The 22,528-nt window shown below is 66.7% G+C and carries 20 protein-coding genes; 7 read left to right on the top strand and 13 right to left on the bottom strand.

Translation table 11 applies throughout. The annotated features are described in order from the left end of the window. Window positions 1-45 precede the first annotated feature (45 nt). Window positions 46-1,707: an ABC-F family ATP-binding cassette domain-containing protein gene (locus tag C8258_RS30440; protein ID WP_106958078.1), complete on the bottom strand. Its 1,662-nt coding sequence runs from the start codon at window positions 1,705-1,707 to the stop codon at window positions 46-48. Between the two features lie 147 nt (window positions 1,708-1,854). Here C8258_RS30440 and C8258_RS30435 point away from each other — a divergent pair, with 147 nt between their 5' ends. From C8258_RS30435 to C8258_RS30415, 5 genes are all read left to right on the top strand, one after another. Then, window positions 1,855-2,046: a PspC domain-containing protein gene (locus tag C8258_RS30435; protein WP_039776600.1), complete on the top strand. Its 192-nt coding sequence runs from the start codon at window positions 1,855-1,857 to the stop codon at window positions 2,044-2,046. A 155-nt stretch (window positions 2,047-2,201) separates the two neighbouring features. Further along, window positions 2,202-2,510, top strand: coding sequence for a DUF6802 family protein (locus C8258_RS30430; RefSeq protein ID WP_030513482.1), 309 nt, complete (start codon window positions 2,202-2,204; stop codon window positions 2,508-2,510). Window positions 2,511-2,714: 204 nt separating this feature from the next. Beyond that, a complete protein-coding gene (locus C8258_RS30425; protein WP_233225442.1) occupies window positions 2,715-3,032 on the top strand; it encodes a hypothetical protein in 318 nt (105 codons plus the stop codon). A 46-nt stretch (window positions 3,033-3,078) separates the two neighbouring features. Further along, on the top strand, window positions 3,079-4,719 hold the full coding sequence (locus C8258_RS30420) for a hypothetical protein (RefSeq protein ID WP_106958070.1): 1,641 nt from the start codon (window positions 3,079-3,081) through the stop codon (window positions 4,717-4,719). 33 nt (window positions 4,720-4,752) lie between these two features. Continuing rightward, the gene (locus tag C8258_RS30415; protein ID WP_039776602.1) at window positions 4,753-5,079 is read left to right on the top strand and encodes a hypothetical protein; all 327 of its coding nucleotides are present in this window, start codon (window positions 4,753-4,755) and stop codon (window positions 5,077-5,079) included. Window positions 5,080-5,630: 551 nt separating this feature from the next. On the opposite strand, the gene C8258_RS30405 is transcribed toward C8258_RS30415, so the two are convergent. The 10 genes from C8258_RS30405 to C8258_RS30360 form a co-directional block, all read right to left on the bottom strand. Continuing rightward, a complete protein-coding gene (locus C8258_RS30405; protein WP_106958068.1) occupies window positions 5,631-6,479 on the bottom strand; it encodes a hypothetical protein in 849 nt (282 codons plus the stop codon). Window positions 6,480-6,494: 15 nt separating this feature from the next. After that, window positions 6,495-6,899: a hypothetical protein gene (locus C8258_RS33730; RefSeq protein ID WP_158271332.1), complete on the bottom strand. Its 405-nt coding sequence runs from the start codon at window positions 6,897-6,899 to the stop codon at window positions 6,495-6,497. A gap of 100 nt (window positions 6,900-6,999) precedes the next feature. Next, complete coding sequence (locus tag C8258_RS32410; RefSeq protein WP_146161372.1) at window positions 7,000-7,680, bottom strand: hypothetical protein; 681 nt, start codon at window positions 7,678-7,680, stop codon at window positions 7,000-7,002. 297 nt (window positions 7,681-7,977) lie between these two features. Then, window positions 7,978-8,283 carry a hypothetical protein gene (locus C8258_RS30390; RefSeq protein WP_106958065.1) on the bottom strand — a complete coding sequence of 102 codons (306 nt, stop codon included), beginning with the start codon at window positions 8,281-8,283 and terminating at the stop codon, window positions 7,978-7,980. 11 nt (window positions 8,284-8,294) lie between these two features. After that, window positions 8,295-8,684, bottom strand: a complete 390-nt coding sequence (locus C8258_RS30385; protein WP_146161371.1) for a hypothetical protein — start codon at window positions 8,682-8,684, stop codon at window positions 8,295-8,297. Window positions 8,685-8,707: 23 nt separating this feature from the next. Continuing rightward, window positions 8,708-9,076, bottom strand: coding sequence for a toxin-antitoxin system YwqK family antitoxin (locus C8258_RS30380; protein ID WP_106958063.1), 369 nt, complete (start codon window positions 9,074-9,076; stop codon window positions 8,708-8,710). Continuing rightward, window positions 9,073-16,326, bottom strand: coding sequence for an ADP-ribosyltransferase (locus tag C8258_RS30375; RefSeq protein WP_106958062.1), 7,254 nt, complete (start codon window positions 16,324-16,326; stop codon window positions 9,073-9,075). Before C8258_RS30375 ends, C8258_RS30380 begins: the two co-directional genes overlap by 4 nt. A gap of 12 nt (window positions 16,327-16,338) precedes the next feature. Beyond that, window positions 16,339-16,653, bottom strand: coding sequence for a WXG100 family type VII secretion target (locus C8258_RS30370; protein ID WP_106958061.1), 315 nt, complete (start codon window positions 16,651-16,653; stop codon window positions 16,339-16,341). Then, window positions 16,650-17,177: a YbaB/EbfC family nucleoid-associated protein gene (locus C8258_RS30365; RefSeq protein WP_106958060.1), complete on the bottom strand. Its 528-nt coding sequence runs from the start codon at window positions 17,175-17,177 to the stop codon at window positions 16,650-16,652. Before C8258_RS30365 ends, C8258_RS30370 begins: the two co-directional genes overlap by 4 nt. A 98-nt stretch (window positions 17,178-17,275) precedes the next feature. Then, a complete protein-coding gene (locus C8258_RS30360) occupies window positions 17,276-18,142 on the bottom strand; it encodes a dienelactone hydrolase family protein (protein ID WP_106958059.1) in 867 nt (288 codons plus the stop codon). Window positions 18,143-18,272: 130 nt separating this feature from the next. Here C8258_RS30360 and glmS point away from each other — a divergent pair, with 130 nt between their 5' ends. Further along, entirely contained in the window at window positions 18,273-20,141 is a 1,869-nt protein-coding gene (gene glmS / locus C8258_RS30355; RefSeq protein ID WP_106958058.1) for a glutamine--fructose-6-phosphate transaminase (isomerizing), read from the top strand. A gap of 15 nt (window positions 20,142-20,156) precedes the next feature. Here the strand turns inward: glmS and C8258_RS30350 are convergent, their stop codons facing one another. After that, window positions 20,157-21,347, bottom strand: coding sequence for an MFS transporter (locus tag C8258_RS30350; RefSeq protein WP_106958057.1), 1,191 nt, complete (start codon window positions 21,345-21,347; stop codon window positions 20,157-20,159). A gap of 135 nt (window positions 21,348-21,482) precedes the next feature. Here C8258_RS30350 and C8258_RS30345 point away from each other — a divergent pair, with 135 nt between their 5' ends. Continuing rightward, the gene (locus tag C8258_RS30345) at window positions 21,483-21,959 is read left to right on the top strand and encodes a MarR family winged helix-turn-helix transcriptional regulator (RefSeq protein ID WP_106958056.1); all 477 of its coding nucleotides are present in this window, start codon (window positions 21,483-21,485) and stop codon (window positions 21,957-21,959) included. Here C8258_RS30345 and C8258_RS30340 read toward each other — a convergent pair whose 3' ends face one another. Continuing rightward, complete coding sequence (locus C8258_RS30340; RefSeq protein ID WP_106958055.1) at window positions 21,960-22,391, bottom strand: plastocyanin/azurin family copper-binding protein; 432 nt, start codon at window positions 22,389-22,391, stop codon at window positions 21,960-21,962. Between the last annotated feature and the right edge of the window lie 137 nt (window positions 22,392-22,528).

Below are 22,528 nucleotides of genomic sequence, written 5' to 3'. Positions count from 1 at the left end.
CGGTCGCGTGAGGCATCGCGATCACTACGCCGAGCACGTTCTGATTCAACGGTTTTCGGTCAGTTGTCCGGCGGACATGTGCCAGCGCCGGGTCGCCCGCACGGTATCGAGCATGCGCCGATCGTGGGTGACCAACAGCAGTGTGCCGTCGAAGGATTCGACGGCTTGCTCCAACTGCTCGATCGCGGGCAGATCGAGATGGTTGGTCGGTTCGTCGAGTACCAGCAGGTTGACCCCGCGTGCCTGCAACAGCGCCAGCGCGGCGCGCGTGCGCTCACCCGGCGACAGGGTGTCGTTGGCGCGCAGCACATGAGCCCCGCGCAGCCCGAATTTGGCCAGCAGCGTGCGGATCTCCGCCTCCGGCCAGTCGGGTACCTCGGCGCCGAACGTGTCGGCCAGCGAGGCCGTGCCACGAAACAGTCCGCGTACCTGATCGACCTCGCCGATCGCCACCCCCGAACCCAGCGAGGCGGTTCCGGCGTCCGGCGCCACCTTGCCCAGCAGCAGCGCCAGCAGCGTGGATTTACCCGACCCGTTGGGACCGGTGAGGACGATCCGGTCACCCCAATCGACCTGGGTGGTAACCGGACCGAGGACGAACTCGCCGCGCGACACGACGGCATCGGACAGCGTCGCCACCACCGACCCACTGCGCGGGGCGGAGGCGATCGACATCCGCAACTCCCACTCCTTGCGCGGCTCCTCCACCACCTCCAGCCGTTCGATGCGGCGCTGGGTCTGGCGCACCTTCGACGCCTGCTTCTCGGTGGATTCGGCCCGCATCTTGCGACCGGCCTTGTCGGAATCCACCTTTCGCGGATCGCGAGCCTTACGGCGCGCATTGCGCACGCCGTGCTCGAGCCAGTTCCGTTGCATCACCTGCCGCGCTTCCAGCCCGGCCTTGGTATCGGCGTAGTCCTCGAAGGCCTCCCGCGCGTGCCGGCGAGCGATCTCGCGTTCGGCCAGATACGAGTCGTAGCCGCCGTCGTAACTGCCGACCTGCTGCTGGGCGAGATCGAGTTCGACGATCCGGTTGACGGTGCGTGCCAGGAATTCGCGATCGTGACTGATCACCATCAACGGCGTCCGCACCCCGGTCACGAAATTCTCCAGCCGGGCCAGACCGTCCAGGTCGAGATCGTTCGTCGGCTCGTCCAGCAGCAGAATGTCGAAGCGCGACAACAGGACCGAAGCCAGCCCGGCCCGCGCCGCCTGCCCACCCGACAGCGCGGTCATGGGTGTGTCGAGGCCTTGCGGCAAACTTTCGGTGAGGCCCAGTTCGGCGGCCACCTGGTCGGCGCGCGGTTCCAGGTCGGCGCCGCCCAGGGCGAGCCAGCGTTCCAGGGCGGCCGAATACTCCTCGGCGGCGGTATCGTCGGTCGCCAGCCGTTCGGCCGCGGCGTCCATCGTGCGCTGCGCCGCCGCGACTCCGGTCCGGCGGGCCAGGAATCCGGCCACCGTCTCGTCGGCCAGGCGTTCCGGTTCCTGCGCGAGGTAGCCGATCGTCGCATCGGGCGGGCTCAGCGTGATCCACCCCGTCTGCGGCGTACGGTCGGCCAGCATCCGCAACAGCGTCGACTTACCCGCGCCGTTCACCCCCACCAGACCGATCACATCGCCGGGCGCCAGCACCAGATCCAGGTCCTCGAACAGCACCCGGTCTCCGTGCCCCGCCGAGAGGCCGTGCGCATGCAGAGTCGTACTCACGCCCACGAGTCTGCCGGGTTCGGGGTATCACCCTGAGCCCGGGCCGTGGAAATCAGGGTCGGGATGGGTCTCGCGCCCGATGCGCGCCGGGGTGCCCGCACAGCACAGTGGAATCACCACGCACGACCGTGACAGAAGGAGAGCGTCATGACCGCCCCCACCCGCCGCCTCACCCGATCGACCTCCGACAAGTGGATCGGCGGCGTCTGCGGTGGCCTCGCCGAATACTTCGGCTGGAACGCCAATGTCATCCGCCTGCTGTTCGTCCTCTCCTGCCTGCTGCCGGGCCCGCAGTTCATCGTCTACCTGGTGCTGTGGCTCATCATCCCGAAGCAGTAGCCCGGCGCGGCAGACCGATAGTTATCCACAGGCAAACCTTTGGCCCACCTCGGCGCCGGTAAGTTATCCACAACATGCCGGACCGGGGATGCGCCACACCACTTCCGGATGCCAGGATGGAGGAAATTCCCGCACGTCCCTCGAGGAGCACATACATGATCCATTCGGGCGATCTGCCGGGCCTGGACCTGCCGGAAGTCGACGCACACTCCGACCTCGGCGGCATCGGCGCCGTGGAGCTGAACCACCCGTCCCAGGACATCGACGCCGACGGCATCCTGGACACCGAAACCTTCCACAGCGACCACTCGATGGAAGTCTGGTCCGATATGGACCACGACGGCTACGCCGACCACGTCAGCATCGTCGATGACGGCGGCGACTACTCCGCCTGGGAATTCCACCATTACCCCGACGGCCGCACCGAGTGGGTCCAGGTGGACAAGGGCAAGATGGGCAAGTGAGCGGCGTGCCTTCGGTTTTCGACCGACGGCCCGGCAAGTAGATTCGCTGGGTGCGCATCCGGACGCGATGGTCGGTACGAAAAGGGAACCGGTCGCGGTCCGTGCGCGTCGAAGAGAGTACGGGAAGGCTGTGGCGTCGGCCGCAGATCAGCGAGGGAGGGGAACTGAGCGATGGCTTCGGGTGGCCACGTCAAGGTGGACGTCGTGTCGCTTCAGCGGATGGCGACGAATCTCAAGGGCTCCGCGGGTGTTCTCGACAACAAGACCACGGAGTTGACCTCGCACACCTTCGGAGGTCCGCAGGCCGGCCGTGACTACACTGCCGACGGCGTCAAGATCAACCACTCGCTGGGACACCTGACCACGTGGTTGAAGAATTGGCAAACGGCGATCGCGAAGATGGGGGAGACGATGAGTACCAGCGCGAACACCTACTCGACGGTCGACGACTCCAACGTCGAGAAGTTCAACGCGACGGGCGTGAATCTGAACCCGACAACGCCCGCCGCGGCGCGCGTCTGATGTGGCCCCGATGTCGAGCACAGTGCACCCGCGGTGGTGAATCCTGGTGACTCTCAACGTTTCCACCGACGCCTCCGCGGACAAGATCCTGGACGAAGGTTGCACCGGGCTGATGTTCTTCCAGGAATATCTGCCCCGGTACGCGCAGGTCAATAAGCTTCTCGGATTCGGCCGAGCGGAGATGCCGTCCTACGAATCCTTGTGTGCCAAATACGATACCGAGCGGGGCATGGATCTAGCCGCCCTGGACGGTGTCGCGCAGGATCTCAGCCGGGTGGTCGGCGAGGCCAATACCGAACTGGAACTCCAGAAGACGCAGCTCGGTGCCTTGCCATCCGTCTGGCAAGGTACCGCGGGCGATGAAGCCCGTACTCTGCTCGATCAGCAGGTGCGGCGTGCGCAGACGGATTACGACCAGGTCAAGCAGGTGTCGTTGGGTTTGGCGTTAGCGCCCGCGTCGCTGCGGAATGCGGTCCTGGGCAAGGCGGAGGCCGTCAAAAAGTATTGGAAAGACGACGGTCCGGATTTCGATGGTTCCGCCGGACGCCAGAAAATCGACTGGATGATCATGGTGGCGGCCGAGTACAAGAACCCTGGTGCTTATGGCCCCATGGTGTCGATGCAGACTGCCAAGCAGTACGGGCCCACGGCCACGGACTGGCTTCGCACGGTTTTCGTGCCAGGGGTGGAGGACATCGTCCGGTCCTTCAACGACCTCTGTGCCCGAACGAAAACGACGATCGAGCAGCTCTACGGCGGCATATCGGATGCGCTCGACAGGCTGGATGTGTCGGCGTATCCGATGCCGGCTGGGACTCCGCAGCCGAGCAACCCAGGGCCTACTCCGAGCAACCCTGGTCCGGCACCCGCCAATCCGGGCCCAGCTCCCGCTAATTCGGTTCCCAGTAATCAATCGACGCCAGGGAATACCGTCCCGTCGTCGGTTTCTCCGACGGTCACCTCCGGCCTCGATGGACTCGCGCAGATCAGTCAGATCGCGTCCCAGCTCTCTCCGGTGGTCAGCACGCTCGGGCAGTCGCTGACCCAGGGAGCGACGGCGTTGTCCACCGCGATCCAGCAGGGGTTCGACGGTGCCCTGCAGCAAGTGCAGTCGCTGCTGCAGCCGCACGACGCGAAGGGTGCCGCAGACGGTACACCGAATGCCGAATTCGATATCGCCGGAAGGCATCTGAAGTTCGAGATGGGTCCGAACGGTGAGCTGAAGGTCATGATGTCCGACAGTTCGGGCGACGAGAAGACCTACAGCATGAAGTTGGACGAGCACGGCAACCCGGTGATCAACACCGAGGACACGAAGCCGGGTGCGGAGGGGGACGCGGGGAAGCCCGGAGGTGATGGTCAGCCGCCCGGCGAGGGGCAACAAACCGGTGACGGCCGCAAGCCTGACGACACCCAGCAGAAGCAGGACAGCGGAGTCGGCAAGCCGGGCGGCGATGATCAGGCACCTCCGCCACCGAAGCCGACCGATCAACAGCCACCCGCCGGAGGTGGTCAGTCGAGTGAAAACGGTGGTAGCCAAGCCAATCCGATGACCCCGCCGACCACCCCTCCGCCGCCTCGTCGTGATTCCGAGACCGATCACAAGCCACCGGCCGTCCCGCCGCAGGGCCCGCCGCCCGATCCCAACGGCTCGGGCGCGGAACTGGCCGAGGCAGGCCCACTCTGAGTCGTCCGCCGCTGACCACCCGGGAGAATTGAGATGGACCTCGCCCGCCACCTCGAAGAGGTGATGTACGAACACAACCGTTGGCTGCGCAACCACAACGAGGATTTCGAGGAAGCCCAACGCCGCCTCGCCGCCAATGGCGCGCATCTAGCTGCGGAGATCGACCGAGGCATCGTCGAAGCCGAACGTCTGGCCGCCGCCGAAGCCGAGGAACGCGAGCGCCAAGAGGAAGAGGCCCGTGAGCAACGCGAAGCGATAGCCCGCGCCGCGGCCGCCCGCAAAGCCAACCAGGCCGTCGCCCCGATCGACGACGAAGACGAGGACGACGCCTACTACCGCCGCAAGAGCTGGCTGGTCTGAACCGGCAGACTTCCGTCCGCCATTACCGGAACGAGTCGGTCACAGATCGTTGTCCCTCTCCGCGGATCGGAGCATTCGCACAGCGACCGACAGCTCGGCCTGCCCCGGCTGTGAGGCTGTATAACCACATTCTCGGATGTGTGCCAGGAATGCAGGTTCCGGAACGACATTGTGCTCTCGCAGGTAGTACGCGACTGCGCGCGACCACATCCATGTGCCGTCGGTTGCGAAGGAGACAGGGACCACCTTTCCTCTCGACGCGTCGATCCTGTCGATCGTGCGTCCGCTCGTTCGCGCCGCGATCGTCCCACCTGAGAGGAATCGCAGGACAGCCTCACGTTCGGCGTCATCCAACGAATGACGCTCGTGGGCCGGCGCGGGCATGTCTTCGGAATCGAACGCCCCGAACAACGTGGCAATCCTCACCGTTCCGCTACGCCTCGCCGATCGCTGTGGTATCGCTGGGCAAGCACCTTCAGGGGTCCGAGCGACGGAAGTTCGTCTTCTACAGCGTTCGGAAATGATCGTTCGTCCTATCGTCGATGAATCCGCTACTGCTGTGCGAGATTTACGAGCTGTTGCAGCGTGGCAAGCTCCGCGTCCGGCATGTGGGGTTGGATCATGCCCGACATGTGGTCTTCGGGGAAGCTGCGACATCTGTTGAGGATTTCGAGCGGTGGAACGTTCTGTTCGTAGCCCTCGGTGATGCGAAGTTTCCAGAGGCCGGCGGCGATTTGTGCGGTTCTGCCCGCTGCCGCGCGGGGCAGGTAGCCGGCCGCGTCGTTGGCGGTCGACGCCCACAGGTAGGCAATGAGGTTGCCGCTCTTGACAATCGGCAAATACCGAATCGGTGAGTCGGTGGTGGAGGGGTAGGTGGTAATGGGTGTGGAGACGAGTGGTCCCCAGCCCTGCGCGCGATTCACTGGTGTGCCGTCAGGGAATTCGCCGTCTTGAATGAGAGGGCCAGGCGCCGCAGGGCCGCCAGGGTTGGTGCGTTGGTACAGAGTGTCGAGATTCGGCGCGTCGAGGACAGGTGCGTCGGCGGGGATGTAGCCGCCGATGGGATCTTCGGGCGCACCGACCCAGCGCTGTACAGCATCGACGGGACGTAAACCCTGCTTGCAGGCGGTGTCGAGCCGCTCCCGCCAGACGTCCATCCAAGAGAAGTCGTTACGACTCAAGATGCGAACCTGTCCGGCGGAGTTGTGGTGCTGCGACGCCCAGATGTGACCGACGAACTCACCGCGGCTCAGGATCGGCCAGTAGAACAAGGGCTTACGAGTCCAGGGCTCGTATCGCCCTTCGAGCGGATCGCGCTGCGGTTTCGGTTCCGGATATTCGGGCGTCCCCGGCGGCGGGAGGGGGCCCCAGTTGTAGCTGGTGTCGTCCCAGGAGTTCACTGCGATGGGTCCCGTCTAGGAGGGTGATTCGTCAGTGGCAGAAGCGTCGGGAGAATCTCGGTGATGCGCACGTATTTCTCGTAGGACCTCGTTCTGCCAGATTGTCGGCCGGCGTTTTCGCCATGTAACTGTCCCTGGCGATTCGAAGTATGTGTGTTGCGCCAGCTCGCCGTTCGGATACCACTCTTTCCAATGCCCGATCGGTTCGCCGTGCTGAAACGAGCCCTGAACTTTCGGCGTACCACTCGGATACCATTCGCTTTCGGGACCGTCTTCCTTACCGTCTCGATAGAGAGTCGATGCCAGAATTCGGCCGTCGGCACCGGTTGTGACAATTTCGCCGGTGAAGGGTACGCCGTCATAAAAAACTTCCCCGAACGGTCCTTCGGTGAGTCTGTCGTCATCCGCGTTTATTTGCATGGGGGTTACCGAACTGCTCCACGTTCGACGCACGCGGAGCGGCTGTCGCTGAATGGTCTGCGAGTTCATTGGGTTCGGACACCGATCAACTGGCAGCTGTTTATTGCTGGGCGAGTGCCCGCAGTTGTTCCAGCGATGGCAGTTCGCCTTCTACAGCATCCGGCTGGATCATTCCCGAGAGGCGGTCCTCAGGATGGTGCCGGCTGTCCTGCAAGACTTGCAGTGGCGGGAGCTGTTGCTTGTACCCCTGGCTCAGTCGCAACTGCCAGAGACCGGCTGCGACTTGCGCTGTCTTGCCTGCGGAGTGAAGGGGAAGGTAGTCGGCAGCGTCATTGTCGACCGCGGCCCAGAGATAGCCGATGTGCCGACCTTCTTTGACTATCGGAAGATAGCGGACAGCGCTGGATGTGCTGGTCGCGTAGCGGCGTAACGGTGCGCTGACGAGTGGTCCCCAGCCTTGCGAGCGGTCGACCGGGGTGCCGTCGGGGTACATACCGTCCTGCACCAGCGGATTCGGCGGGGGTGGGCCGCCCGGATTCACCAATTCGTATAGGGCGGAGAGGCTTTCGGCTTGTTGGGCGTGGGTGTCGGCGGGGATTCCGCCGCCCTCGGGATGTTCCGGTGCGCCGATCCACTGCTGCACGGCCTGCTGGGCTGGGAGCCGGTCTGCGTATGCGGCGGCCAAGCGGTCTGCCCACGTGTCGATTGCGGTCCACGATGGATCGGACAATGGATCGCCCCCCGACATCTTGCGAATAAAGCCAGCGGAGTTGTGTGTCACCGATGCCCAGAGGCAACCCATGAATTCGCCTCGTCGCATGACAGGCAGATACAGGACGGGCTGGCGGGTCCAGCCCTCGTATGTCGCTCGAGGTGCCGTCGGCACGCCAGGGCCGCCCGGGGGACCGTATTGTCCTGGGGGCCCAGCGGGCGGGCTGAGATTCGCCGGCGGCAGCGGAGGCTCGTAAGGACCCTGCTGCTGGTGGGATGCCGCAGCCGCCGGATACACATTCCACGGCTCCGCCGGCCAGGACGGGTCGTTCATCGTTCTGTCATTCCTCTCGCAGTGCTTTAGGTCTCAGGTGCGGTCCGTGCCCGCGCCGCCGCCGTCGTCGGCGTCCGATTTTCGGTAGTACTCGCGAATCTCCCCGGGGCGTATAGTGTTCTCGGAAGTATCGGGGCCGAAACCCTTCGTAAATTTGGGATTGCTGTCTGTAACCCGTTCGTCCGCAGGCACCGCATCGCGGGCGCGGACATCGGCCGCGACCTGGCGGTCGAGTTCATGAAGCTGCTCGACGGTGATGCCCATACGTGCCGCGATTTTTTCATCGATCGTGCGTTGTTCCTCGGGGCTTGCCGACTGTTGCCACGGTTGATCGGTCATGATCGCTCGATTCAGAAGTAGGCGGATATCGCATCGTCGAATGCGGGCGCTGACGCGTCGACATCGGTGGCGGGCCGGTATTCTCGATTGCGGACGTGCTCGAGAAATTCTTGCGGAATATCGAGCGAGTAGTGGCGTAGGTAGTGGATCGAGTCGAGACGCCAGATCCAAGCGCCATCCGATATGAGCGTCGGTCCGCTTCGGATCCATTCACGCCCTTCGACGAGGTCGACAACATCTTCGAGTACATCGAAAATCGGTGTGCAGGCCGCCATATAGTCCGCGATCTGCTCGCGATCGCCGATGATGCGGGTGGTGTAGGAGTCGGAGAGTCGGGGGAGCTCACGTCCAGCGCTCCGGTACATCTCCGAGAATATTCCTACACTCTTCAGCTCGGTCACGAACACCTTCATTCCGTCAGTTGTCACGCGGAGGAATTTGCTGAAAATCCATTATCGTCCAAGCTGTTGCCTTCCTCGTCCCATCGATGCCGGACAGTCAGCATCCCGTTTTCATCGAAGTGATCCTCCTCGGACACACGACCATTGTGATGCCATTTCCGAAAGATGCCGGACGGGCTGCCGGCCACCATTTCGCCCTCCGACATCATATGTCCATCGGCCCACCACTTTCGGCTCGGCCCGTGGCGGACTCCGTTCACATAGAACTCCTGCGACAGCAGCTGGTCGCCGAGTGTTTCCACGACTTCGCCGGTATAGGGCTCCCCTTGATACTCGAGGCGCAGGTCGTCGCCCCAGTCGACGGGGTCGGTGTTGATATCGATTCGGCTCATTTCGTGTCGTCCTGTTCTCGATATGCATCAACGAGGTTGTCTGCGCTCGGCGGGAACCCCTCATGTCGGCCAGCGTAATTTTGTGCTGCCCCCATCATATGGTGGCAGTTCGCGCAATAGGGCACCGGCTGAGGAGCATCCGGGCGGAACGGGCGATACGTCTGGGAATACAGCTCGGCCAAAGCATCGGCGCCGGTGGGGAGCTCGATCCGGCCGGTGGCTCGGCGTATCTCGTTTTCTCGCTCGCGAGCCCACAATGCCTCATTGGCTGCCTTGACCTCGGCATGCCCAAGTGGGTTATCGAAATGCGGATGTGGTCTGGTGCCCTGTGGATAGCCGGGATAGTCGCGTCTCAGAGTTTCTGGATATCCGTTCCGATCGAGCTCTGGATATCCACCACCGGGCTGTTGCCGGCCGAGTTCCTGCATCTTGCGGAGATTTTCCGCCAAGGCCGGATGTAAGCGATTCTGAGGAATCAGGCTGCTGCCGTCGCCGTTTGTGCCCTCATACACGCTTCCCGTCCTGCGGTCCACCACGACAGCGTTCACGCTTCCGTGGGTGCTTGGACTCACGTAGGTGCCCTCGCGCTGGCTCCGAAGGACTCGTTTGGTTGCCTGCTGCTGTGACTCACCTGGCCGCGGCCTGTTGTCTTGGGCAGCAGCTCGAAATTGGTTCGCCCGGTCACGCGCGGTCGCGTCGGTATACTGCTCCACCGGTCGGCCATCGACCGCGCTGATCAGACCGTGCTCATCGCGTTCCACGCCTCCCGGGTGATCGCCCAGGTGGGCTATCTCCTTTGGTTCGTTCGACAGAGGAGCCGTGCTGTGATCGTGCGGAAGGCGTGGATGGTTCGGCGGATCCGGCTCCGAGTCGGCCATGATGTCCCAGCCGTCGCGATGGCCGTCGGTCGTGTGTGGTGCGTTCGGGTCCGGGGCGTGATGTGTCGGCTCGTTGGCAGACGAATGAGTTTCGCTCGGGTGGAAGGTCACCCAGTGTCCGCCGTCGTGAACCACAGCCGGCGAGTCCGGGGCTCGGCGGACGCCGACGGTGTCGGACGGGGCGCGAACCGGGACACCCAGTTCGTCGGCCAGCCGTTGTGCCCAGCCGATGTCGTTGCCTGCGTGACAAGCGACGAGTCGGACGGGGGTGCCCGGTCGGTAGTCAGGATTGTTGCGGATAGCTTCGGCGACGTGGTGCGGGTCGGTCTCTCCTTCGTTTCCCGGTGTAGGGCGACCGAAGCGGTTGCCGTGAACGATGACGTCGTGTTCGCCTTCGTTCCGGAGGTTTTCGTAGACCCGGCGGGTCTGAGGGTCGTCCCCGATGGCGGTCCGGTCGGTGCCGTGCAGGACCGGGGGGGCCGGTTCGGCCGAATGCTCCGAAGACCCGGCAGTGTGTTCAGCCCCGGGGTTTTCATGGGTCTCGTAGTGCTCGCTGGGGTGCTCCGAGTGCTGCGGCGGCGATTCGTAGAGATAGATGCGTGTGCGGCCGAAAAGGCCGGCACTGGGGTCGTGGACAACGCCTCGGACCTCGAACGTCGTGTTTCGATCGAACAGCACTTCGCGTTCGCCGGGGCGTGCAGAAAGGCCGGAGATATCGCGCCCGGTGCTCGAGTGGATGACGAACTCGACATTGCCGGTGAAGATGCGTCTGGGGTCGCGGGACGTGCTGGTGAAGGCGGCCTCTGTGACGGTTTCGCCGGGTATATAGCGCGCCAGCTCTTCGGGGGACAACGACGTACCACGCCACACTGTGCCGGCGTGGGCGGGCAGGTTGCCGAGTCCTGCAGAGATGTCCTGAGCGAGTTGATGCTGTGTCGGGTCGAGCTCCGAATTATCGCGCAGTCGATTGTTCAGGTCGGTGTAGAGACCGGCGTCCGGATCGGTATACGCGTGCAATGCGCGCCGTTGGTCGGCGGTGGGTTCGTTGTGCCGCTGGGGCGCGTTGTCATCGTGCAAACGCGTTTCGGAGCGGTCGGACCTCGATTGATCCCGCTGCTCGTCTCGGCGGGCGGGGTCGGACCGCATTTCGGAACGCCGGATGTCTTCTGGATGTCTCGTGTCGTGGTCGCCGCGCGCAGCCGTCTCACCACCGTGTCGTGGTGGCATCTCTCCACGCGGCTGTGCCGCGCCTGCGGTGGACGTCCCGTCTTCCCTTGAATGCCGCTCCGGCGAATGGTTACGGCTGTCCGGTAATGGGCGGTCGGAGTGTGCCGAAGGTGCCGTCGGCTCAGTGCTCCCACGATCGGAAGAGTGCGGAGCCGGCCGCGCGGACGGTGGCGAGCCTTCGGCCGAATGCGACGGCGCAGATCGTTCTCCGGCCCGAGTAGCGGGTGCTCCCGCATCGGCATGCATGCCGGTGGTTCTTTCGGGCGCGACATCTTCGGCAGCGCGTGCCGTCGCCGTGTGGGCGGTGGATGGGTTCGAACGGCGAGGTTGTTCGGAACGTGAAGGTGCCGAGGCTTCATGGTGAGGATGGCTGGTTGGTGACGGCGTGGGCGATTCCGCAACGGCGCGGTTCGGTGCGGGGGACTCCGACTGTCTTGCGACGCGCGCGTTTTCGGGTGACGGGTTGGTGTCCCGAGACGTCGGCATTTCGTGACGCCCGGCAGGAGTGACGTCGCTCGGGCGTGATTGAGATCGCGGGGTCTCAGGATGAGCAGGTTCCGCCGGGTGTCCGTCCGGTCGAGATGGGGAAGAGTGCGGAACCACCTCGGCATGGATCTCGAAAACGGGGCGCCCGTTGGCCGTTCCAATCTGCGTCACGTTGACGATGCGGTACTCGGTCTCCCGGGGAAGGATCAGTTCGCGCTGATCGGGGTAGGCACTGCGCTGTCCCATCCACAGACCGTGTGTGCCTTCCGGCAGGTCGAGCCGCATGCGGTATTCGAACGGTCTTCCGTCGACCACAGTTGGATTGGCGCCGAGAGAGGTCGACATATAGCCGCGTTCGGTTTGTGACACACCGATGAGCTCGCGTGGATCGCGTGAGCCGAGCGGTCGGCCGTCTCCGGCGGTGAGGAAAGAGATGTCGTGCATCCCGCGGATCGCGCTGACCGGTTCAGGCAGCGGACGGTTCAAGGCCGCGTCGATCGCGGCGATCCTGCGGCGGAAGGCATCGACAGTCGGTGGCTCACCGAAGTATCCGTGAAGCTGGTTGTGGCGTTGGTAGTTGCCCCACATCTCGTTCACGCGCGTGAAGACATCCGGCGCCGCCAGCGTGTGCTGGATCCACGCCCGCTGTACGTCCGTCGCATGCGGGTTGCGCAACATGTTCTCGAGCTCGGCGCGACTCCCGGGCATCCTGCCGCCGTTGAGCGGCGCCAACGCGTGGACGCCGTGACTTTCGTTCTCGAGATGTTGGAAGTAATGCCCGACGCTTCCGAGGGTATCACCGGCGCGGAGGAACCCGTTGGGCAGCGACTGCACGGTATAGGCGTGGACGGCGTTGCGGAGTTCCGGCGGCAGGCTTTCGAGGACGTGTCCCAGCACTCGCTCGCCGTATTGTTCACCGGCCGCGTCGGTCGAGAAGTGACGATATCCGTCCTGCCCGACGAAGCTCCCGTGTTCGTTCGCGGGGTGGTTCGGCCGATGCTGCGGTGAATCGGCTGGCGCAGCGGGATGGCCACCCTCGTGGGGCACACCATTGTGCGGACGCGGGTTCGCCGGATGGGTGGGCGAGGGGTGCACGGCATGGTTGTCGGCGGCGGGTCCGTGGGCGCCGGGATGTGTTGTGGCGCCTGTCGGTCGGGCCGTGTTGCGGGCTTCGGGCCCCGGAACCGGACGGCGTCCGGGACCGGCCGAGGGGTCGGGATGTGGTCGGCCCGCCCGCTCCGGTTGTGTCCGCGCGGCTGGTTCGGGGCGGGCTGGTGACGGCTCGGCCGGCCGATGCGAGGGGCGCGGTGTTTCCGGATGTGGTGTGCCCTCTGGACGCGGTCGGGGACCTGACTCCGGGCGAGGTGCCGGCTCGCCGGAGTGGTGGTTCGGGCGCGGCGTCTCCGGGTGTGATCCGTTCGGCCGGGGGGCTTCCGGGTGCGGGTGGTTCGGGCGGGGTGATTCGCGATGCGGTGCCGGGTGGGTGCTGTGCGACGGGGTTGCGCTGCGCCGCATCCATTCCGGGGGGCGCATGGCGTTGTCGAGGAAGTTCGGGTCGTGGTGGGCCCAGCGGGGTGGGGTTGCCGGTTCGGGTTCGCGGCGCAGCGGTGAGGTTTCCGGGCGTTCGGCTGGACGGGCCGGGTGTTCGGAGGTGTTGGCGGGACGATCGTGGGCGGCGGCGGCGGTGCGTTCGGGTGGGGGCGTGTTCCGCTCGTGCGGTGTTCCGGCGCGATCGCTCGGTGTGGGAGTGCGCTCGGCGGGGCGCTCCGGATGAGCTGTGCTCTCCGGGGACGAGTCGAGGGCGGTTGCGGACTCGCGCGCGTGGGCAGGTGAAAGCTCCTGTGCGGCAGGCTCTTCCGTTGTCCGGGCGCGGTGCTCCTCCCAGCGGCGGACTTCCAGATCGTGCGGGCTTTCCCCGGGCGGGTGGGCGCGGGCCGCCGAGATCTCCTCCGGCGTGGGCTGGTAGCGGTCGATGTGGGGGTTGTATCGGCCGGAGTAGAAGGGATCCATGTGGATCATCCGGCCGTCGTTGTGGCGGGCGACGTATGCGTGCACCGCGGGGTCGAAGCCCGGGCGGTGCGGGGGCGGCTGCGGCGTCGCTGCGGGCGGTTCCGCCTCCGCGCTGCGGTCGGTGTCGGTCCGCGCTGGTTCGGCCGGTTCCGCATCGGAACGGTCGTGGGGTGCGGCGATTGCATCGTCGGCCGGGTGTCGCTCGCCGGTGCGGTGGGCCAGGGTTTCTGCGTCACCCATGTGTGCGGAACCACGCCCCGGCGCATCGCCCGGCGCGGGTGACTCGGTCCGAGTCCCGTTGGGAGCCTGAGAGTCCGAACCATTCGCGGCAGCGCCGGACGGTCGCTCGACAGCCGGCTCGGCGGTATTCCCGTTCTGCGCGTGCCCGTTTCGGTCATGGGGAACTCGTGTTCGGCTCGGCTCCGGAGTGCGCGCTGGTGGGGCCGACTCCGGTCGAGGTCGCGCCGGAGGGTGGTCGTCGGCGGTCGAGCCGGGTGTGTGACGTCCCGGCTCCGGGCGGGCCGTCGTTCGCGGCGTGGATACAGCCGGACGCGGGGACTCGGTCCTGCTCGCCGGGGGAGTGTCGGTTCGCGCGTTGTCGCGCGGGGCACGGGAATTGTCCGGGCGCGAAGCGGTTTCGGGTCCGATGTGCGGCGCTGCCGATCGAGGGTCGGAGTGCGGTGTATCCGCGTGGGCCGGGGTGTTCGGCCGATGCGTACCTTCACCACCGGCGGAACCGAGAGATCCCAGCGACCCCATCGAGGGGGCCGCCGACGGTGTCGTGGCCGCGGGGGTGTCGGCGGTCGCGGCGTGGGTGGTTGCCGGGGTGGCCTCGGCCGGAGTCGGCGTTCGGTCCCCGCCGGGGTGCGGCGCCGCGGCCGGGTCGACCGAACTGCCGTGTGGCGTTGCCGTGGGTTGCGCCGGATCGGGTTGCGGTGATGGTGACTCGTGTCGGCCGACGGGCGTTACCGCATCCGGGTGTCGCGACGGGTCCGCTACTGCCGCAGGGGAATCGGGGTGCGCAGCGGAAGGCGGCGTCACCGGATCCGAATGCGGTGAGCCAGGCTGGTCGGATCCCGGCCGAGTCGTCGCCGGCGCATCGTGTGGGGGCGAACTCGCATCCGGATGCTGAGGTGCGGCATGGTCCGGCGCCGGTTGGGTGATGCCCGGCGGTGTGTCGTGGGAGGACGGCGAGGTCTCGGAAGCGCCCGGATGTGTGGTCTCGGACGGGGACGGCGAGTCGGTGTCCCAGTTCAGGCTCGACCCGGGGCGGGGCGGCTGCTCGGGTACCGAATGATCCACCGGGACAGGATGTTCGGATGGCGCGGACTCCGTACCCGAGGTGTGCGGGGCTTGCGGTGTATCCGCCGGACCGGTGTTGTGTTGCGGCGCGGCGTTTTCCGTATGTTGCGGAAGTCCGTTCCCGTGATCCGGCTGGGCGGTTCGGTCCGGTGCGGGCGCCGAATCGGTGTTGTGCGCGGTCGTGCCCGTCTCGGTGCCGGTGGGCGCGGGCTCCGAGGTGTGGGGCGACGGCTGTGCGCTGTCGTGAGCCGGGGATGGGGCGGGTGCATTGTCGTGCGCTGGGGACGACGGTCCCGGCCGCGCCGAGTTCGTTCCGTCATTCGAATGCGTGCCGGTCGAGTTGTCGTGCGTACCACTCGAATGATTCTGTCCCGCAGTGGAATCGGAACTGCCCGCCTCCCCGGCGTCCGTCGTTCCGGATTCGTGGCTCGCGGGAGCGGTCCGCCCCTCGTGCACCTGCCCGACCGCACCCTGGGCCGCCCCGGCGACCGACGATGTCGCGAGTGTGGTGGGGTCGATCTCGAATTTCCCGCCGAACGGGACGCTCGCGGCGGTTCCGGCGACCGATCCGACCGCGCCGCCGACGGCATCGGCGGCCGTGCGCGCGGCGAATTTGCCGGCAGTCGACCCGGCCTTGTCGACGAGCCCCTTGGCCAGGCCGTCGGAGCCCAGCTTCGCGCCCACCGCACCGCCGACAGCGCCCGAAACGCTCTCGGCGAACAGCCCTTTCACTTCCTCGCCGGTGAAACCACCGCGCTTACCCTGCGCCATCTGCAGCAGACTCGCGCCCGCGTCGACACCGGCGCCCTGCGCCACACCGATGAGCGCGGCCTTGGCCAGCGCCCGGGTGGAGATCTTCTGGATCAGCCACTTGATGATCTGGCGGATGGTCAAGCGCGCGGCGACCTGCGCCGCGGCCTCCTCGGCCGCGGCGGCGGGTGCCCCGATACCCGTACATGCCGTGGCGATCGCCTGGATCATCTGGATCGCGAAGATCACCAGGGTCGCGATGATGACGTATTTCGTATGTTCGATATCGGTGGCGGTGTCGTCGAGGTCCTTGCTCAGTCCCTTGATTTCCTCGATCAGGCCCGGCCACAGCCCTTTGTCACCCGCGACCTGATCCCAGAACTCCTTGATCGCCTCGTGCGTCTTGCCGTCGACGGCGGCCAAGGCGGACGTGGTGACCGATCCGGCATCGGTCTGGATTTCGGTCAGGGCGTCGGCGAGTTGATCCCACCCGTCGGCGAGCCGCCGCATCGCGGTCTCGTCACCCTTCGGCCAATCACCGGCGCCGACAACATATTTCGCGACCCACTGCAGCTCGGTGGGGATTTCGATACCCATATCCGGCGCAGATCAGAACTGGGTCTGGGCGATCGCACCGGCGTTGGATTGATCCTGCGCCTGCAGCGTTTCGGCCGCGGAGCGCATATTGCCCGCCATACTGCTGAGGATGGCGCCGAGATTGTCGCCGGTCGTGACGGCCTTACCGGCCGGATCGACGTATCCCTTCGCGAACTTCTCGCCGATTTCGTCGTCACCCCAGCATCGGCCCTCGGCCTCGACGATCCGCTTCAGGTTCTGCACCGCGGTGATCACCCGGTCCGAGACGTCGTTGTACCGGGGCTCGGTCGCTCGCAGGGCGGCCGGATCTGCCTTGAACGTGCTCATCGTTCCCCCCGCAGGTAGCCGCGGTTGCGGTAGTAGTCGTCCTCGTCCTCGTCGTCGAATGCCCCGGGCTCCGGCGAGTCCGGTTGCGCCGGTGCGCTCGCCGCCGGATCGGGCAGTAGCGAGTTCATCAGATCCTTGATGCTGGGTGCGCCCGGAAGAATGTCGGAGAGGTCGGGTACGTCACCGGCGACGTCCTGGATGGGCGCCAGCGCCTGCTGCGACAATTCGGCGGCGCGACGGGCGGCGGCCTGCGCGGCCTCGGCCATCGACCTGCCGAGTTTCTCCGGAGTCGACCGCTTGAACGCCTCGGGTTCCAGATGAACTTCCACCACCACGCCCGCGACGTTGGCGACGACCCGGACCAGATTGTCCGCGGACCAGGCCTCGGCCGTCGTGGCGGCCAGCCGTTCCTGTACGTCGGCGAGTTCGCGCTTCTGCTGTTCGAAGGTCGCCAGGAGGGAATCGACCTCCAGTCGCAACGCCTCGTTCCGCGCCCGCGCGGCCTCCCGCTCGGCGTCCGCCATCTGTCCACCCCTCCGTCGAGAACCAGCCGTCAACATATCCGACGCGGCCCGGCGACGATCGGTTCCCACCGTTCTCGTGCGAGCAGGTCGACGGCCTCCTACTTGCGCAGGGCGCGGGCCATCTGGACGAGCTGCAGCGGCGAAACGTGTTCGGGCTCGGGCTCTTCGGTGGCTTCCGGGTCTACCGCCGCGGTGTGCGGGATGTCGGCCTCGGGGTCGGCGAAGGGCTGATACTTCTTGTCGCCCAGGAGTTGGTAGCTGAGGTAGCCGACCAGGAGGGCGCGGGTGATGCGTTCGGTCTTCGGTTCGTATTTGGCGGCGCCGAGGGCGGCCAGGGCGCGACGGCCCTCGACGATGCCGTTGTGGGTGGCCTTGTCGACGGTGCGCAGCGACATCGGCCCGCCCCAGGCGGTGGCGAGGGCCTGCGCGGTGCAGTTGCCGGTGGAGATGTCGGCACCGCCGGCGACGATGAGCGCTGGGGTGTCGATCTGGGGTGCGAGGGCTTCCGCGCTCGGGGCGGTGGGTGCCGGATAGAGGGCCGCCACGGCGCCGACCTTGCGCTGCGAGGCGGCGATGACGGCGGCCCCCGCGCCCATCCCGTGCCCCGCCAGGGCGAGTTTGTCCGGATGCACGCTGATGGAGCCGCCGCCCAGCCGCACGCCCGCGCAGATGTCGAGGGTGGTCAGCAGGTCGGTGGCCAGATTCAGGTGCGAGGGCAGCGGGCCGCGTTCGGTGTCGGGTGCGGCGGCGACGAAACCCCAGGACGCGAGATGTTCGAGCAGTCGGCGGTAGTTGCCGGCGCCGGCGAGCCAGCCGTGTCCGAAGGCGACCGCGGGCAGGTTGTGGCCCTCTTCGGGGGTGTACACCACGCCGGGCTGCCCGGCGATGCCGAGGTTGCCGCGCATCACCCGGTGCGGACCCGGGCTGGTCAGAATGCTCAGAAGCGATTTCACAGACACCGACACGGGGGTGAACTCTACCGAGAGTCGCCCGGAATGCGGCACTGTCGCGAGCGGAGCGGCCCGGACACGCCGCCACCTGCTGCGATAGCAGGCCGATTCGCGTGTCCACGCGGCCCAAGTAGGCTGGGACACCATGTGCGGAATCGTTGGCTACGTCGGGTACCGGGACGCGCTCGGCGTCGTCGTGGACGCACTGCGCCGCATGGAGTACCGGGGCTACGACTCCGCGGGCGTGGCGATCCTGGACGGCGCGGGCACTATCGCGGTGGAGCGCAAGGCCGGTCGGCTGGCCAATCTGGAGGCCGAGCTGGCCGAGGCCGGCCCCGCCGCGTTCGCCGGGACGACCGGTATGGGACATACCCGGTGGGCCACGCACGGCGCGCCCACCGATCGCAACGCGCACCCGCACCGCGATCTCGCGGGCCGGGTCGCGGTCGTGCACAACGGCATCATCGAGAACTTCGCTCCGCTGCGGCGCGAACTCGAGGAGGCCGGGGTCGAACTGCGCAGCGATACCGACACCGAGGTCGCGGTGCACCTGGTCGCGCGGGCCTATGCGGCCGGACCCACGGCCGGTGATTTCGTCGGCAGCGCGCTGGCCGTCCTGCGCCGGCTCGAGGGCGCGTTCACGCTGGTGTTCACCCATGCCGACCATCCGGGCACGATCGTGGCCGCGCGTCGCTCGACACCGCTGGTGGTCGGTGTGGGCAAGGGTGAGATGTTCATCGCCTCGGATGTGACGGCGTTCATCGAGCACACGCGCGAAGCGGTCGAGCTCGGTCAGGACCAGGCCGTGGTGATCACCGCGGACAGCTACGTGGTCACCGATTTCGCCGGCGACACCGAGGGGGCGCGGACCCGGCCGTTCACCATCGACTGGGATCTGGCCGCCGCCGAGAAGGGCGGCCACGACTACTTCATGCTCAAGGAGATCGAGGAGCAGCCCGCCGGAGTGGCCGAGACGCTGATGGGCCATTTCGACAACGGCCGCATCGTGCTGGACGAGCAGCGCCTCGCCGACCAGGAACTCCGCGAATTCGACAAGGTGTTCGTGGTGGCCTGCGGCAGTTCGTATCACGCCGGCCTGCTGGCCAAGTACGCGATCGAACACTGGACGCGGGTTCCGGTCGAGGTGGAGCTGGCCAGTGAGTTCCGTTACCGCGATCCGGTCCTGGACCGGTCCACGCTGGTGGTCGCGATCTCGCAGTCCGGTGAGACCGCCGACACGCTGGAGGCGGTGCGCCACGCCAAGGAGCAGAAGGCGCGCGTGCTCGCGATCTGCAACACCAACGGCGCGCAGATTCCGCGCGAATCCGATGCCGTGGTCTACACCCGCACCGGCCCGGAGATCGGCGTCGCCTCGACCAAGGCCTTCCTCGCCCAGATCACCGCGAATTACCTTGTGGGCCTTGCCCTCGCGCAGGCGCGCGGCACCAAGTACCCGGACGAGGTGGCCCGCGAATTCGGTGAGCTGGAGGCCATGCCGAAGCTGGTGGAGCGGGTGCTCGAGACCGCGCCGCAGGTCCGCGAGATCGCCCGCCGGTTCGCGCATCAGTCGACGGTGCTGTTCCTCGGCCGCCACGTCGGCTACCCGGTCGCGCTCGAGGGTGCGCTGAAACTCAAAGAGCTGGCCTATATGCACGCCGAGGGTTTCGCCGCCGGTGAACTCAAGCACGGCCCGATCGCGCTGATCGAGGAGGGCCTGCCGGTGATCGTGGTGATGCCCTCCCCGAAGGGACGCGCGGTGCTGCATTCGAAGCTGCTCAGCAATATCCGGGAGATCCAGGCTCGCGGCGCCCGCACCATCGTGATCGCGGAGGAGGGCGACGATACGGTCCGCCCGTTCGCCGACCATCTGATCGAGATCCCGGCCGCCCCGACCCTCTTCCAGCCGCTGCTGTCGACCGTGCCGCTGCAGATCTTCGCCGCCGAGGTGGCGCAGACCCGCGGCTACGACATCGACAAACCGCGCAACCTCGCGAAGTCGGTCACCGTCGAATAGCGGCGGGCGCTCCGGTCAATTCCCCACGGCCACAAGCTCTTCGGGCGCAGCGACGGAGCGTGTCGTGCGACGTTCCAGTGCGCCCGACCAGAGGGCCAGGCCGAGCGCGCTCGTGGCCAGGACCACGCCGACCCAACTCGGAGCGGTGTAGCCGAAACCCGCTGCGATGACCGACCCGCCGAGCCATGCGGCCAGCGCGTTGCCGAGGTTGAAGGCCCCGATATTGAGCGCGGAGGCCAGCGTCGGCGCCGCCGCGGCCTGATCGAGAACCCGCTTCTGCAGCGGCGGCACGGTCGCGAAACCCAGCGCTCCGATCAGGACGACAGTGATCGCCGCCGCGATCTTGTTGTGCGCGGTAAGTGTGAACAGGGCCAGGACGACGGCCAGCGCCGCCAGCGTGATGTAGAGCATCGGCAGCAGGTGACGGTCGGCGTAGCGGCCGCCGACCAGGTTGCCGATCAGGAATCCGAGTCCGAACAGCACCATGATCCAGGTGACGGAGGTTTCCGCGAAGCCGGTGACCTCGGTCATCATCGGTGCGAGGTAGGTGATGGCGGCGAACACACCGCCGAAGCCGAGCACGGTCATCGCCATAGCCAGCAGGACCTGCGGATTGCGCAGGACCGCCAGTTCCCGGGTGAACCGGGCATCTCGCGGGGCCGGCCGATCGGGTACCAGCGCCAGCACTCCGCCGAAGGCGAGCGCGCCGACGACGGCGACCAGCGCGAAAGCGAGCCGCCAGCCGAAATGCTGACCCAGCAGGGTGCTCAGCGGAACGCCGATCACGGTCGCCACGGTGAGTCCGGTGAACATCATGGCGATCGCACCGGCGCGGCGGTCCGGGGCGACGAGCGATCCGGCGACCACCGCGCCGATGCCGAAGAAGGCGCCGTGCGCCAGTGAGGCGATGATGCGGCCGGTCAGCATCAGACCGAAAGTCGGTGCGGCTGCGGACAACGCGTTGCCGGCGATCAGGAGCAGCAGGCTGATCAACAGCATGCGTTTGCGGGACACGCGCGTGCCCAGGCCGGTCATCACCGGCGCGCCGACGAGGACGCCGAGGGCATATCCGGTGACGAGCCAGCCGGCGGTCGGGATCGAGACCGCATAACTGTCCGCGACCCCGGGCAGCAATCCGACCACGATGAATTCGGTCGTCCCGATGGCGAATGCGCCGAGGGTGAGTGCGAGAAGTGCGAGTGGCATCGGTACAAGCCTCCACACAGAGTTGTAGACGGGCGTTACGAGCTTCGACAATAATTGCAGACGCGTGTTAATTGCAAGCGCGTGCTATTGCGGGAGCGCGTTATCCTGGGGACGGCGACGACATGAGGAGGGCCGATGACCGCGGAAGCCGCGCTGACCGGATTGGCGGATGGCTGGTATGCGCTCTCGGTGCTGCACGACCGGATCGAGGCGAGGATCGAACGCGCCCTGCAGGCCGGTCACGAGCTCAGTGTGCGCGAATATTCACTGCTCACCGTGCTGAGCCGGCAGCACGACGGGCCCGGTGGCCATCTGCGGATGAATCAGGTCGCCGATTCGGTGGCATTGAGTCAGAGCGCGACCACGCGGCTGGTGACCCGGCTCGAGGACCGCGGTCTCCTGCAGCGCTATCTGTGCCCGGACGACCGCCGGGGCATCTACACCGACGTCACGCCCGCGGGTCTCGAACTGCTCGAACAGGCGCGGCCCACCAACGATGCCGCGCTGTCGCAGGCGCTCGGCGAGGCCGCGGCCGATCCCGAACTCGCCCCGCTGGTCACTGCCGTGGAGGCGTTGAATCGTCGCGAGGCGCGGGCAGGAGACGGGCAGTGACTACCGCACGGTGACGGTGCCGCGCATCTCGGGATGCAGCGGGCACAGGTAGCGGTAGACGCCGGGGATCGCGAAGGTGTGGCTCCACTCGCCGCCGGTGAAGATGGGGCTGTTGATGCCCATCGCCGCATCGCCGATGCCCTGTACGGCATGCGGCACCTTGTCGGAGAACTTCCAGGTCACCGTGTCGCCCGCCTGCACGGTCACGGCGTCGGGGGAGAACTTCATATCCTCGACGCGCACGGTGACCGCGGCCGGTTGGGCCGAGGTCGGCGAGGCTGCCGCGGTGCCCGGCGGTGTGCCCGCGGTCGTGGTCGACGGTGTGGATGTCGTTGTGTTCGAACCACATCCGGCGATCAGCACGACAGCCACCAGCGCTCCGGCGGTCGGGAGGAGACGCGCTGCGCGGTGGCGTACGGTGCTGTGGGCCATGGCTACGAGCCTAGTCCGGCGGCTGCGTCCGGCTCGCCGCACCCGCGCGCGGTGTCGGCGTCGTCGCGACGGCGAGAGAGCCGCGGGCATACCGAGGCCGGAGATCTCCGGGCGTACTCTGCTGGAGGTTCCGATTC

The organism is Nocardia sp. MDA0666, assembly GCF_003023875.1.
Lineage (GTDB): Bacteria > Actinomycetota > Actinomycetes > Mycobacteriales > Mycobacteriaceae > Nocardia > Nocardia aobensis.
The sequence above is the reverse complement of the archived record's forward strand: the minus strand, read 5'-3'. Positions and strand labels throughout refer to the sequence as shown.

What these genes read in the sequence shown, in the direction of transcription:
- C8258_RS30435 (WP_039776600.1), top strand. Translation starts at nt 1,855, where the DNA reads ATGACCGCCCCCACCCGCCGCCTCACCCGATCGACCTCCGACAAGTGG.
- C8258_RS30430 (WP_030513482.1), top strand. Translation starts at nt 2,202, where the DNA reads ATGATCCATTCGGGCGATCTGCCGGGCCTGGACCTGCCGGAAGTCGAC.
- C8258_RS30415 (WP_039776602.1), top strand. Translation starts at nt 4,753, where the DNA reads ATGGACCTCGCCCGCCACCTCGAAGAGGTGATGTACGAACACAACCGT.
- C8258_RS33730 (WP_158271332.1), bottom strand. Translation starts at nt 6,899, where the DNA reads ATGCAAATAAACGCGGATGACGACAGACTCACCGAAGGACCGTTCGGG.
- C8258_RS30390 (WP_106958065.1), bottom strand. Translation starts at nt 8,283, where the DNA reads ATGACCGATCAACCGTGGCAACAGTCGGCAAGCCCCGAGGAACAACGC.
- C8258_RS30380 (WP_106958063.1), bottom strand. Translation starts at nt 9,076, where the DNA reads ATGAGCCGAATCGATATCAACACCGACCCCGTCGACTGGGGCGACGAC.
- C8258_RS30375 (WP_106958062.1), bottom strand. Translation starts at nt 16,326, where the DNA reads ATGGGTATCGAAATCCCCACCGAGCTGCAGTGGGTCGCGAAATATGTT.
- C8258_RS30370 (WP_106958061.1), bottom strand. Translation starts at nt 16,653, where the DNA reads ATGAGCACGTTCAAGGCAGATCCGGCCGCCCTGCGAGCGACCGAGCCC.
- C8258_RS30365 (WP_106958060.1), bottom strand. Translation starts at nt 17,177, where the DNA reads ATGGCGGACGCCGAGCGGGAGGCCGCGCGGGCGCGGAACGAGGCGTTG.
- glmS (WP_106958058.1), top strand. Translation starts at nt 18,273, where the DNA reads ATGTGCGGAATCGTTGGCTACGTCGGGTACCGGGACGCGCTCGGCGTC.
- C8258_RS30350 (WP_106958057.1), bottom strand. Translation starts at nt 21,347, where the DNA reads ATGCCACTCGCACTTCTCGCACTCACCCTCGGCGCATTCGCCATCGGG.
- C8258_RS30345 (WP_106958056.1), top strand. Translation starts at nt 21,483, where the DNA reads ATGACCGCGGAAGCCGCGCTGACCGGATTGGCGGATGGCTGGTATGCG.
- C8258_RS30340 (WP_106958055.1), bottom strand. Translation starts at nt 22,391, where the DNA reads ATGGCCCACAGCACCGTACGCCACCGCGCAGCGCGTCTCCTCCCGACC.